11 protein-coding genes and 2 pseudogenes are annotated in these 13,498 nt (G+C 31.6%); 12 read left to right on the forward strand and 1 reads right to left on the reverse strand.

Translation table 11 applies throughout. From position 1 onward, the window contains the following. A pseudogene (locus tag F0000_RS20145) lies at positions 1-291 on the reverse strand (IS4 family transposase); the annotation flags it as partial. A 447-nt stretch (positions 292-738) separates the two neighbouring features. Between F0000_RS20145 and F0000_RS20150 the strand changes: the two are divergent. The 12 genes and pseudogenes from F0000_RS20150 to F0000_RS28365 all read left to right on the forward strand — a co-directional run. Continuing rightward, positions 739-1,542 (forward strand): GLPGLI family protein, encoded by an 804-nt coding sequence (locus F0000_RS20150; protein WP_149626529.1) that lies wholly within the window; start codon positions 739-741, stop codon positions 1,540-1,542. Between the two features lie 51 nt (positions 1,543-1,593). Then, complete coding sequence (locus F0000_RS20155; RefSeq protein WP_149626530.1) at positions 1,594-2,397, forward strand: GLPGLI family protein; 804 nt, start codon at positions 1,594-1,596, stop codon at positions 2,395-2,397. 135 nt (positions 2,398-2,532) lie between these two features. Beyond that, the gene (locus F0000_RS20160; protein WP_149626531.1) at positions 2,533-5,163 is read left to right on the forward strand and encodes a carboxypeptidase-like regulatory domain-containing protein; all 2,631 of its coding nucleotides are present in this window, start codon (positions 2,533-2,535) and stop codon (positions 5,161-5,163) included. 139 nt (positions 5,164-5,302) lie between these two features. Then, positions 5,303-5,428 carry a hypothetical protein gene (locus F0000_RS28360; protein WP_255452819.1) on the forward strand — a complete coding sequence of 42 codons (126 nt, stop codon included), beginning with the start codon at positions 5,303-5,305 and terminating at the stop codon, positions 5,426-5,428. Then, entirely contained in the window at positions 5,410-5,925 is a 516-nt protein-coding gene (locus tag F0000_RS20165) for a hypothetical protein (RefSeq protein WP_149626532.1), read from the forward strand. The genes F0000_RS28360 and F0000_RS20165 overlap by 19 nt, the downstream gene beginning before the upstream one ends. Positions 5,926-5,960: 35 nt before the next feature. After that, the gene (locus F0000_RS20170) at positions 5,961-7,415 is read left to right on the forward strand and encodes a polysaccharide biosynthesis C-terminal domain-containing protein (protein ID WP_149626533.1); all 1,455 of its coding nucleotides are present in this window, start codon (positions 5,961-5,963) and stop codon (positions 7,413-7,415) included. A gap of 33 nt (positions 7,416-7,448) precedes the next feature. Next, positions 7,449-7,883 (forward strand): dUTP diphosphatase, encoded by a 435-nt coding sequence (gene dut / locus F0000_RS20175; protein WP_149626534.1) that lies wholly within the window; start codon positions 7,449-7,451, stop codon positions 7,881-7,883. A gap of 101 nt (positions 7,884-7,984) precedes the next feature. Then, positions 7,985-9,001 carry a sugar nucleotidyltransferase gene (locus tag F0000_RS20180; RefSeq protein WP_149626535.1) on the forward strand — a complete coding sequence of 339 codons (1,017 nt, stop codon included), beginning with the start codon at positions 7,985-7,987 and terminating at the stop codon, positions 8,999-9,001. Between the two features lie 91 nt (positions 9,002-9,092). Next, positions 9,093-10,466, forward strand: a complete 1,374-nt coding sequence (locus F0000_RS20185) for a lipopolysaccharide assembly protein LapB (protein WP_188112196.1) — start codon at positions 9,093-9,095, stop codon at positions 10,464-10,466. 6 nt (positions 10,467-10,472) lie between these two features. Beyond that, entirely contained in the window at positions 10,473-11,246 is a 774-nt protein-coding gene (locus F0000_RS20190) for a DUF4292 domain-containing protein (protein WP_149626537.1), read from the forward strand. Beyond that, the gene (locus tag F0000_RS20195; protein WP_149626538.1) at positions 11,243-12,472 is read left to right on the forward strand and encodes a murein hydrolase activator EnvC; all 1,230 of its coding nucleotides are present in this window, start codon (positions 11,243-11,245) and stop codon (positions 12,470-12,472) included. The genes F0000_RS20190 and F0000_RS20195 overlap by 4 nt, the downstream gene beginning before the upstream one ends. A gap of 768 nt (positions 12,473-13,240) precedes the next feature. After that, positions 13,241-13,375 (forward strand): annotated as a pseudogene (locus tag F0000_RS28365) (Fic/DOC family N-terminal domain-containing protein); the annotation flags it as partial. Positions 13,376-13,498 lie beyond the last annotated feature (123 nt).

A 13,498-nucleotide genomic window follows, 5' to 3' on the forward strand; every position in this document is an offset into this window, starting at 1 on the left:
CCAGTCTATTTTTTGATTGGACAATATCCGATAGTAGGCATCCTTACCAAAATTAAAAATACCTTTTTCAGAATTTCTCACAAAGGAATGAATTGTTTGATGTCCTAAGACCGGTAAAACCAAGAGTTCTTGAAAAGGAATACCACTCTTTTTTACCCAAGTAAAAGATTTGCTAGTTTTCTTAAACTTCAAAATCCCTAAGTGGTTGGACAGATATTCAGGGGTAATCCATTTGCGATCGAAAATCCCTTTTATTTCTTCAATTTTAGCGATATCTTTGTTAGGTAGCATGTTTTGTATTTGTTTGTCTTTCAACTTAAAAATACAATAAAATCAAGGGTTCACCAAGGTTTTCATGCTACTTTTTTCCTTTTTTAACACCCCTAAAAACCTGTAAATACTAGGTGCGAAACTTCAGTAACTTTAGGAATAATTATGTCTGCATATTCAAGTTATGCAGTAAATTTAATTAATCAAGAAGACTTTGGGTGTACAATGACTATATATAAATATAACGATGCTGGTCAGCTAATGACGATTATACCAGATGTTCCTTGTGATGCGAATCCAGGTGATTATTTAATAAAACACTTGATTAAGTGTTTATTTTAATTTCTTATTATTAGAATTTTAGGTTTTATACTTTTGCTGTTTATAAAATGTAAGTACTAAGGAATTAGAATTATTCAAGATTAAATTTTTGTACAGAAACGGTTTATTAATCAAATATTTTAAATCATGAAAAAATCCATTATTGCATTCATATTGTCAATACTTAGTTATGTAATTAATGTGCAAGCTCAAGATTCTATCATTGGTATTGTAGAATACCATTTTATCATAAATAATCCAAATGGTACTTCTTTTGCAAATCCTTATTTACTTTATTTTAATAATCAGGCATCATTTTATAAGGGAATTAGTAAAACCCCAATAAAATTAAAGAATACACAAAAAGAAGAAGATCAATTTTTAAACGATGAAAAAATAGTAGAGAATATAGAAATAAGTACTCTTCCTTCTAATTATGTATACAGTAATTTTGTTGGTAATACTTTGATTTTTAGAGAAAAATTAAATAATAAGCCATTTAGAGTACAAGATGAAATCGAAACTATTAATTGGGAATTATCTGATGAACGAAAAAAAATTGGTAAGTATGCTTGCCAGAAAGCAAAGGGTTTCTATAGAGGAAGAACGTATACAATTTGGTTTACTTCTGATATTCCAGTATCTCACGGTCCTTGGAAACTGAGAGGGCTTCCTGGATTAATATTAGAAGCTTCTGATGAAAGAAGTTTATATGGTTTTAGAGCTATAAAAATAGATTTAAACCCTGAGTATGATTCTGTAAAAAATAGTCTTAAGGAACCAAATGAGGATAAACAAGAAAGTATGGAAGAGTATAAAATAGCGATCAAGAACAAACTAAGAGATTACGAGGCTATGATATTGGCTTCGATGCCAAGAGGTACTAAAGTAAAAAAGAATTGTGAGGAATGTCCAAAAGCAGAAGATCTTAACCTTGAGATTTTTGAATAAAATAAGTTGAATTTTTTAAAGAATATTCCCTGAATGTAGGGTGGATAAAATATGAAGAATAAAATAATACTGATATTCTTTTTTATGAATATTTCAGGATATGGTATTGCCCAAGAGTATACTATTCAAAATGGTAAGATAGCGTATGAATATCAAATCACGAATCAAACGGGCGTTATAACTAATTCGATAAATAATCTTTACTTTTCTAATGATCTAACTATGTTTATTTCCAATACAGAAAAAGGGAGTAATATGAGTTCGGAGTCGAATAAAGATACTGTTGATTCTATGGGTACTATTAGAAAAACAAAAATTATTCGAAATAGTTTGACAAAATTTTTTTTCATTAATAATAGAACTAAAAAGATTATTTTCAGAACTTCAGTAGGTATGGAGAATTATACAGTCAGAGATACCCTAACTCCGATTTCGTGGCAATTATATCAGGAGTTTAAGCAAGTAGGCGAGTATAAATGCCAAAAGGCAACAGCTCCTTTTAGGGGTAGGATATATACCGTTTGGTTTGCAAAGGAGATACCGGTTCCTTATGGACCTTGGAAACTGAATGGTTTGCCTGGTCTAATCCTAGAAGCCTCGGATCATAAGGGGAAATACCAATACAGGGCATTAAAAATGCAATTTAATATTTCTAAAGAAGAAATTGAAACTGTTTTAGCTTTACCAAAGGATGTAAAACGTATTGATGATATGAACGTATATATAAAAGCGATCCAGAATGAATGTGAAAATACTCGTTCTAGAGCATTAGCATCTCTGCCTAAGGGAGCTACGTTAATGCTAGATTGTGATGACTTAGATAAAACTAGAAATCGAACACAAGAATCATTTTAGTAGTTTAAATTTTAAATCACGGAGGTTATTGGTTAGCAAAAATATATAATAATCTTCTATTTCCGAATGTATATTTAAAGAGAGATAGTGGTTAGAACACATATTTTTTTATTTTTTAATTGCTTAATTATAAATATGTTAAGCAGTTTTTCGTATGGACAGATTATAATTACTGGTGTAGTAAAAGACACGCTAGCTAATCCCATAACATCATCAAATGTTTATCTAAAGGATGTTTCTACAGATGCCATTATTACCTTTGCATATACTGATCAGAGAGGTAGATATACATTAAAAACGGAGCAGTCAGGGGGGGTTATTCTTAGTTTTTCAGCACTCGGATATAAGACTTCATATAGTGAGGTGGTATTAGAAAAAGATTCAAGAATTATAAAAGACGTAGTATTAAATCCGAGTTCATACAACTTAGAAGAAGTTGTCATCATTTCAGAACGCGCCATCACAGAAAAAAAAGATACGATTATATTCAATGCATCTTCTTTTAAGCAAGGAGAAGAAACTGTAGTACAGGATTTACTTAAAAAATTGCCAGGGGTTGATGTTTCAGATACTGGGATTATTAAAGTAGACGGTAGAGAGGTAGAAAAAGTTATGGTCGAGGGGGATGATTTTTTTAGAAAGGGATACAAACTGTTAACTAAAAACCTGGACGTTAATGCAGTTGATAAAGTAGAAGTATTACGTAGGTATTCTAATAATAAATTACTTAAAGGTATCGAAGAAAGTGAAAAGGTAGCAATTAATCTTAAACTTGATGAAAATTTCAGACGAGATTGGTTTGGTACCATCGCGCCAGGATATGGCGTCGTCTTAGAAAATAGCTATGATGTAGATGCAACCGTTTCTAGTTTCGGTAAAAAAAATAAATATTTTCTTATCGGGAGCCTTAATAATATTGGAGAAGACGTTACAGAAGATGTTCGGGGATTGATCGATTCCAGAAATTATGGAGAACCTGGAAATGTAGGAGAAAACCAAAAAGGATATGAATTAATATCTCTAAACTCACAAGTGCCAGGATTAAAAAAGTCGAGAACTAATTTTAATAATGCAGAACTACTTTCATTAAACTCTATTTTTAAGGTATCTCCAAAAGTAAATCTAAAAGTCTTGGGGCTTTTTAATTCTGATGACAATAATTTTTTCAGTAATGGATTTGAAAATTTTTTTATTGAGGGAGCAGCATTTACCAATACAGAAAATTATACGCTTTCTAAAAATACGAATATAGGCTATGGTCGCGTAGAAGTAGACTATGATATATCAGAATCAAGATTATTAGAATATGAAGGGACTTATAATAATTCAGTCATTAACACAGGAACTCAATTGCTATTTAATGATCAGGATAACAATGAAAGTTTAGAGAATAAATTTGAGTTACACAATCATAAGGTCACCTTTAGCAATAGGTTTCAAAAGAATAAAGTATTTGTTCTATCAGGTCGGTATATAAAGGAGAATAAACCACAAGAATATAGAACTAATCAATTTTTATTTCAAGAATTCTTTCCAACGGTTGATGAAGTGAATAATATCAATCAACTTAGTGAAAACAAATTTAAGTATGCGGGTTTTAAAGGACAACTACTAGATCGAAAGGAGAACAACGATCTTTGGGATTTTAGCATGGGGTATGAGTTTCGAAAAGATAATTTAGTATCCGATTTTTTTCTAAAAGAAGACCAAAATATTATAGTAAGACCTGATGATTTTAGTAATAATATAGAATACACAGCGCACGATTTATACATAGGAACTGGTTATAGAAAAAAACTTGATAAGGTAGCTATTGGGCTAAATTTAGAAGGGCATCAATTGTTTAATGATCTTAGTCAAGAATCACAAAATAGAAAAGAATCCCCTTTTCTGTTTAATTCTAAATTTAATTTTAAATGGGAAATTAATAAAACCAATACCATTAATGCATTTGCAGAAAATAAAACTTCTAATGCCTCTATTGTTGATGTATATAGTGGTAATGTATTGACAGGTTTTCGGGATTTTTCAAGAGGTTTGGGAACGTTTAATCAATTAAATACTACAACTATTTTTACAGGCTATAACTTAGGAAATTTTGGGGATCGATTTATTGCGAATATATCCTTGTTGTATGTCAAAGAAAATGATTTTATTAGCACAAATTCGCGAATATCTCAGAACGTAATACAATCAACGGCAATTAGAGTTAAGGATAAAGAACTATATAAAGTAAGTAGCAAATTGGATAGGTATTTTAGATGGATTCGTTCTAATTTTAAAGTTAAACTTAATTATTCTCAATCAGAGTTTAAAAACATTGTAAATAATAATTTGCGAAATGTCCTATATGAAACTTATGAATATGGCTTGGAACTTAGATCTGGTTTTAGAGGAATTTTTAATTATCACGCTGGAACTACTTGGAACACTACACAGGTCAAAACTTCAACTACCAATACCTCCAATCAAAACAGTACTTTTCTAGACCTTTCTTTCGTATTCAGCCCTAAACTAAATTTACAAATACAATCAGAATTTTATTATTTTGATAATCTTCAAAAAGGTGATAAGGATTATTGTTTTACAGATTTTGAGTTAAACTACAAACCAAAAAATAAAAATATAAATTTTTCTTTGATTGGAAATAACTTGTTGAATACTAGTGTTTTTAGAAATTTTACTGTAAATGACACCTACGTTTCCAGTACCGAATACAGATTACTACCCAGATACGTACTACTTAAAGCAAGCTATAAATTTTAAGATTTTTTAAGTAAGCTTATCACCAGTTTAGTATCTTTAACACAGTTTTTAAAAGAATACGAATTGAGAATCAATCGTTTGGGGTATTCAGTACATTTTAAAATCATAGTATGGACTCAATAAAACGAATGGAGCAGATATGAAACTATTTTCTGGTCTTGCAGTCAATCTTGGTATGAATATTGTTTTTAATATCAAAGAAACCAAGAAAATGAAAGAAAAACATCGCGAAAGATTAAAGAAAAAATGGGAAAACAAAGAATAACTATACAATCGATTATGACAGGATTAAGTATTGCCTGTCTATTAATTATTTTTACACAATGTGCAAGCAGTCAACAAGTGGATAAACAAGCGCCAATAACTTTTAATTCACCTTATTACCAGGAATGGGTATCTGGTATTAGAGAGGGAGGATCTGGATTTATAGTATATCTTCCGGTAAACGAAGATACCAGTATAGTATTGGAAGAAGTATATTTTAAAGGAAAAAAAATTGAATTAGAGCGTAAAAAAAATCAGGCTGTTTATATAGGGAGGTATACAAATCCCGGCACGGTGGTAAGAGATCTTATAATGAGTGATGATCCTAAGGAAGAAGCTAAAAATGAAGTGCCGGCATTAGAAGAAAAAATACCTTTTGAGTTACAAGAGAATGAGTGTATGATTGGATACACTAAAAATGGAAAGAAAGGATATTTTAAATTGGATCGTCTGCCAGAAAAACAAATGAAGGGAATTCCCATGCAGATACGGCAATAAAAGTTGTATTTTTAGAACCACAATCTAAAGACCAGTTGGGAATTTTTCAGAAACTCTTTAAGCAAACTTTTATTTATGGGCTGGCGACAGTGTTACCACGCATGTTGTCATTTCTTTTGGTAATTGTGCATACTAAATATCTTGATGGTCCCATATCCTATGGTAGGGTTACTATCTTGTTTTCTTGGATACTCGTATTTAATGTACTGTTGGCATATGGAATGGAAACTTCGTTTTTTAGATTTTTTAATATAGATCAATATAAACATAAAGTTACCAGTATCTCTGCAATTTCTATTGTATTGACCACACTACTATTTTTAATTCTTGCTTTTATTGCGCAGGATCAGGTGTCGTCTCTTCTTGATATAGATAAAGAATTTTTAGGATATGTTGTTCTAATTTTGGCGTTAGATTCTTTGGTGATCATTCCATTTGCTAGTTTAAGAGCTCGTGAGAGACCTATTCGATATTCAGTCATTAAGATTATAAACATTGTAATTTATGCGACTCTTAATGTTTTCTTTTTGATTTTTTTGAAAAGATGGTCAGAGGAAATAGTATGGCTTCAGGTAATTTATAAAGAAGATTTTCAGATTCAATATATATTTATCGCCAATGTGATAGCTAGTGGTATCACACTTTTATTAATGTTTCCTTTTTATTTTAAAATAAAATATCAATTTGATAAGCGCCTATGGAACAAGATGATTTTTTATGGAACACCTATTTTGATTTCGGGTCTTGCGTTTGCAATCAATGAACATTTTGATAAAATTCTTCTGGAACGAATTCTGGAAGGGGAGAAAGGGTTATTCGAATCAGGAGCTTATGCTGCGTGTTATAAATTGGCATTGTTTATGACTTTATTTGCAACGGCATTCAGGATGGGGATTGAGCCTTTCTTTTTTAGTCATGCAAAGGAGAAGGATGCACCCAAAACGTATGCAATTATCACTAAATACTTTGTTATTTTCGGTTCTTTTATTTTAATTATCGTTATTACATTTTCTGAGTTATTGAAAGAAATAATGATCAAAAAACCTGAATACTGGGAAGCAATGGTCGTAGTTCCTATAATTCTATTGGCTAATTTTTGCTTAGGTATTTATCATAACCTATCAGTTTGGTACAAAGTAACAGATAGGACTAGATTTGGAGCCTATATATCGATTGTCGGAGCGGTTATTACCTTAGTGCTTAATTTTCTATTAATCCCAGAATATAGTTATGTTGGTTCGGCTATCGCTACCTTGATAGCATATGCTACTATGATGGTAGTATCCTGGTATTTTGGAAGAAAATATTATCCTATTCCGTATAATCTAAAGAAAATCGGAATGTATATCGGGTTATCCATAAGTTTTTCTATTTTATCATTTTATGTGTTCCATAGTAATTATATAATTTCTATCCCATTATTACTTGTGTTTTTAGTAATTTTGTACATCTCTGAAAACAAGGAATTAAAACAAATTTTAAAAAAGTAATACGCTCTGTATGCAGAGCTTTTTAATATACATATGCAAATAAATATTATCAATAAATCATCCCATGAGTTACCAAATTATGAAACTATTGCTTCTGCAGGAATGGATTTACGGGCAAACCTGAGTGAATCTATCGTATTAAAACCTTTAGAAAGAACCGTTGTTAAAACCGGATTATTTATAGAGTTACCCGTAGGCTATGAAGCACAAGTACGTCCTAGAAGCGGATTGGCAGCAAAAAAAGGAATTACCGTATTAAATGCTCCAGGTACAGTTGATGCCGATTATAGAGGAGAAATTGGGGTAATTTTAGTAAATTTATCTACTGAAGATTTTACCATAGAAAATGGAGAACGTATTGCCCAATTGGTACTAGCAAAACACGAAAGAGCGACATGGAATGAAGTAGGAACACTTTCTGAAACTACCAGAGGAGCAGGAGGATTTGGGAGTACAGGCGTAAAATAGTCAAAACAGTTAATTTCAAGTGATTTTTGGAATAAAACAGAAAAAATAATAAGGAAGATCAATTCAATAAGAATATTCAATCAAACCAATTAAAAAATAAAATGAAAATCATCGTACCCATGGCAGGAAGAGGTTCTCGATTAAGACCTCATACACTTACAGTTCCTAAACCATTAATTCCTGTGGCAGGAAAACCAATAGTACATAGATTAGTTTCTGATATAGCAAAAGTATTAGGAGAACCGATTGAAGAAATAGCATTTGTTTTGGGAGATCCGGCATTTTTTGGTGATGACGTGGTAGAAAGTTTGACAGAACTGGCAGAAGGATTGGGAGCAAAAGCTTCTATTTATAGACAAGATCAACCACTGGGAACAGGACATGCGATTATGTGTGCCAAAGATTCTCTTTCCGGACCAGCAGTGATTGCCTATGCAGATACCCTGATCAGAGCAGATTTTAATCTCGATAAAGAAGCCGATTCTGTTATTTGGGTAAAACAGGTAGATAGACCAGAAGCCTATGGGGTAGTAAAGCTAAATGATCAAAAGCAGATTGTAGAATTGGTAGAAAAACCTAAAGAATTTGTATCAGATCTGGCAGTGATAGGAATTTATTATTTTAAAGATGTTGCAGTTTTAAAAGATGAATTACAATATGTACTTGATAATAAAATTATTAATGGAGGAGAATATCAAATCAATGATGGAATCAAAAGAATGATGGCTGATGGAAAAGTTTTTGTTACAGGTCAGGTAGATGAATGGATGGACTGCGGAAACAAAAACGTTACAGTAGAAACCAATACTAGAATGCTTGGTTTTCTTGAAAAAGATGGAGAAAAATTAATAAGTGACTCAGTGACTCAAAAAAATGCAACTATTATACCTCCCTGTTATATAGGAGATGGGGTTGTCATTAAAAATGCATCTATTGGGCCTAATGTTTCTATTGGTGATGGGTGTACTGTAGAAGATACAGCAATCAAAAATAGTTTAGTACAGACAGAAACAGTTATAAAAAATGCTACCTTAGACAATGCTATGATAGGAAATCACGTTCTTTATGACGGTAAGTATACTACAATTAGTATTGGTGATTATTCTATTTTGGAATAGTTTATGAAGCAGTAAACTACCTCGGAGCAAGCCTATGAGGCATTTACTGAAAAAAACATCTCGATTATCGAGTAAACCTGAAAGAGTTTTTATGAATAGGTATTGGTTACATATAGGATGTTGTTTGGCCTTTCTTGGTGCTGGGATACAAAGTATCTCCTCACAGGAGATAGTGCCAAAGCAAGAAATCAATATAGATGATCTGGGTGATGTATCTGATGAGTTTCAGGAAAACTTTTTTGAAGCATTAAAACAAAAGGCTATTACCAATTATGAAAAAGCTATTACAGCACTGGAAAAATGTATAGAAATTGATCCCAGGCTTAATTTTTTATATGGAGAATTAGGTAAAAACTACGCAGCATTAAAAAAGTATGATCTGGCTGCTACCAATTTTAAGAAAGTGTTAGAAGAACAGCCCAATGACCGTTTTGTTTTAGAACAATTATTTGAGGTATATTTTATACAAGGAAACTATACAAGTGCTACAGAAGTAGTAGAAAAACTGGTAGCTTTTGATATAATCTATAAAGAACAACTGGCAAATCTGTATTTTCTGGACAAAAAGTATGATAAGGCACTTACTATGCTGAATAGTTTGATTGATGAAATAGGAACTGATAAATATAGAGAACAACTCAGAAAGAAGATAACACTAAAAATTAGTAACCCGAACTCTCAGATAGCGCGATTAGAACAAAAGATAGCAGATTCTCCTAAAGAAGAACAAAACTACCTTAACCTAATATATCTCTATAGTAAGAATAATCAAAAAGAAAAAGCTTTTGAAACTGCAGAAAAGCTATTAAAGAAAAAACCAAAATCTAAACTGGTACATCTTGCTTTGTATAAGTTTTATCTAGATGATGGTGCTATTGATAAAGCAATTAAATCTATGAAAATTGCTTTGTCTAGTGATGAGTTAGAAGGTGATTCTAAGTATAAAGTTATCAATGATTTTCTAATATTTGTAGATAAAAACCCGGGATACGAAAAGGAACTTATTGAGATAACCAATGTATTTTCTGATGATACGGGAAGTACCAAGGTATTTACCGAAATTGGTAATTATTTTTATGAAAAAGATAAAAAAGAGCTAGCCCTTAACTATTATGAAAGAGGAATTAAGGATAGCTTTCAGAGTTTTGATGTGCTAAGAAAAGTATTACTGCTCCAATTAGACCTTAAGAGATATGAAAAAGCAAAAGAAGGCAGTACGTTGGCAATAGAATTGTATCCTTCTCAACCTATTTTGTACCTGGTGAATGGAGTTTCTCTGGTACATCTTACTAATTATGAAGAAGCCATTGATATATTAAGTGTTGGCATCGATTATGTTATTGACGATCTTAAAATGGAATCAGACTTTTACAATCAGATAGCTGAAGCATATCTAAAAAAAGGTGATACAGTCAAAGCGGCACAGTATAAGGAAAAATCCCTGCAACTAAAGAAAAAATCATAAAAAAGAATGAATAGAATATTGTATCTACTATGTTTTTTCTTCTTGCTACTCACCTCTTGTAAAGGTACCAAAGCTGTTACCGGATCAAATGTAAAAAAACTGAAGGCAGAGAAAATAATTGCTAACCATTATAATAGGGCTTTTAATTTTAAGACACTTAATGCTAAGTTAAAAGTTCGGTATGAGGATGATGAACAATCCTTTAGTCCTAACGTTTCCTTGCGAATGGAGAAAGACAAAAAAATATGGATAAGCGCAAAACTTTTAGGAATTACCGTAGCAAAACTTTTAATAACCCCAGAAAAAGTAAGTTATTATGAGAAGGCAAATAACACATATTTTGATGGTAATTTTGAAGTGCTGAGTGCTTGGTTAGGTACAGAGCTGGATTTTCAGAAAGTACAACAATTATTGCTGGGGCAAACCCTCTTTAATCTAAGAGAAGATAAGTATTTATCTTCTGTAGAAAACCAAAAATATCAACTTAGACCAAAAAAAGAATTAGAACTATTCGAAAGACTTTTTCTGATAAACCCTGATAGTTTTAAAATGGCTTCTCAACAATTAAAACAACCAGTAGAAAATAGAAACTTAACAATCGGGTATACGGCATATCAAAAAGTGGGAAATCAGGATTTTCCGAAAGAAATCTATATAGAGGCTTCAGAAGCCAAACAAAAAACCAGTATTAAAATTGACTATCGAACAGTAGACTACAATGCCAGTGTGAGTTTCCCGTTTAAAATACCATCAGGATACGAGCAAGTTACTATAAAATGAGATTAAAAAAGCTTATATATACATTCGGACTACTTCTCATCAGTATTTCGTCTTTTTCTCAAAGTACAAAGCAGCAGCAGCTAGAAAAACAACGCAAACAGCTAAAAGCTCAGATCGAACAGATGAGAATTTTGCTTGATAATAATAAGCAACAAGAACGATCTGTGCTCGATGAAGTAGAAACACTGAGTTCTAAAATTAATACCAGAGAAAACCTTATAAAAATCACAAACCAACAGGCTAATCTGCTCACACGTGAGGTCAATACAAACCTTAAAAAAATACAGTCTTATAGAAAAGAATTAAAGGTATTAAAAGAAGATTATGCCAGAATGGTGGTGAAATCTTATAAAAGTAAGTCACATAAAAGTAAAATAATGTTTTTGTTATCATCTACTGATTTTGCGCAAGCGTATAAAAGATTGCAGTATATGAAGCAGTACAATGAGTATCGCAAAGAACAGGCAAATCAGATCCAGAACCGTGCAGAAGAGCTTCAAACGCTCAATAAACAATTATCGAGACGTAAAAAAGAGAAACAAAATCTGGTAGATGAAAACCGGAATGCACAACAACGATTAAAAGAAGAGAAAAAACAGCAGCAAGTCCTGATGGCTTCTATTAGAAAAAAAGAAGGAACCTATAAAAAAGAAATTAAAAAGAAACAGGAGCAAGCAAGTGCTATTGATAGAGAGATAGAAAAATTAATCCGAGAAGCGATAGCCAGAGCAAATAAGAAAGTAGGTAAAAAAGCTGCAAAAAAAGGAACAGCGACTACCTTTGCCTTAACACCAGAAGGTCAGAAACTTGCAGATGGATTTACAACCAATAAAGGAAAACTACCCTGGCCAGTAGGAACAGGAAAATTAACAAAGAAATTTGGTCGTCAACCTCACCCTACATTACCTAATATACAGATTAATAGTAGTGGTGTGGAGATAGAGACCAGACCGGGAGAAAAAGCAAGAGCTATTTTTGAAGGAGAAGTTTCTGCAATTCAAAAATTAAAAGGAGCAGGTAGATTAGTTCATGTGCGACACGGTAATTATACTACGATATACTATAATCTGGAGAATATTGCCGTAAAAGAAGGTCAGAAAGTATCTACAAAACAAAGTATTGGTGAGGTACGAGTAAATCCTACCAATGGTCGGGCTATTATGAAATTCCTCATTTTTAAAGATACTAAAAAACAAAATCCCCAAAGCTGGATCTATAAGATGTAATACCATTTCTGTTTAAAAAAATACTCAAAATAGATAATTTAAATAAGGAGAAGATTTTCACTCAAAAAAAGGTCTTTTCTAAAAATTTTTACAGAAATATGGTGTCGTATTTTTTGAGCTGTACATCAGTTACTTAATCTAAGTTTCAATATTCACAAAAAATCAAAAACTTTTATATGCCTTTTAGCGTAGTCTGTTTCACCCTATTGCTTGCTTTTTCAGTAGTTTTGAAACCTTCAGTCCCAATATGCTGCTGTTTATAATTTTTCAAGTAGCGTTATACGATTTACAACTAAAAATTTCGCATATTCATCGTTTCTTTTTCCTTTCTACTTCGTTTAAAAAATAAACCGTAGCTATAGCTATGCTTGATTTTTTTGCCTTGCATAAAGAAAAAATAATTCAATGAATTTATACGAATTTTTTAATCACAAATCGTATTATTTCTCATTTAGGGATTATTCCAGTAAATTCAAATGGTAAATTGTATTACTCTATAATTCTCATAATTAGGCTTCACTTGGCTTACCTGTATATAATTTTCAACGAGAGTAATTTTTACCTTCATAAACCAAACAAGGGTAAATTTTGTTTATATTTACACTTGTTCTGAATTCAAGAGTAATTTTTACACCTACTAAATGTTTGATAAGCAACTTCCATATAACGATTTACCATTATTAACCTCCTCAAATCGAAATAGAAACAAAAGAGGTTCTAAAAAAAAATATTACTGCAAGTAGAGCACTCGCACAATTAAATGGTGCTATTCGAAACTTACCTAATCCAAGTTTATTTCTAGATACGTTACATTTACAAGAAGCAAAAATAAGCTCTGAGATTGAAAACATTATTACCACAAATGACGACATTTATCAATCTATTGTTGCTGAAAAAAAAATTGACAATCCTGCCACAAAAGAAGTCCTTAATTATAAAAAAGCGCTTTGGTATGCGTTACAACAATTAGATAAAAAACCATTCATAACGACAAATTTGTGTATTGACATAATCCAACGAATAAAG

The sequence above is a fragment of the Aquimarina sp. RZ0 genome (assembly GCF_008370685.1).
Classification (GTDB): Bacteria; Bacteroidota; Bacteroidia; order Flavobacteriales; family Flavobacteriaceae; genus Aquimarina.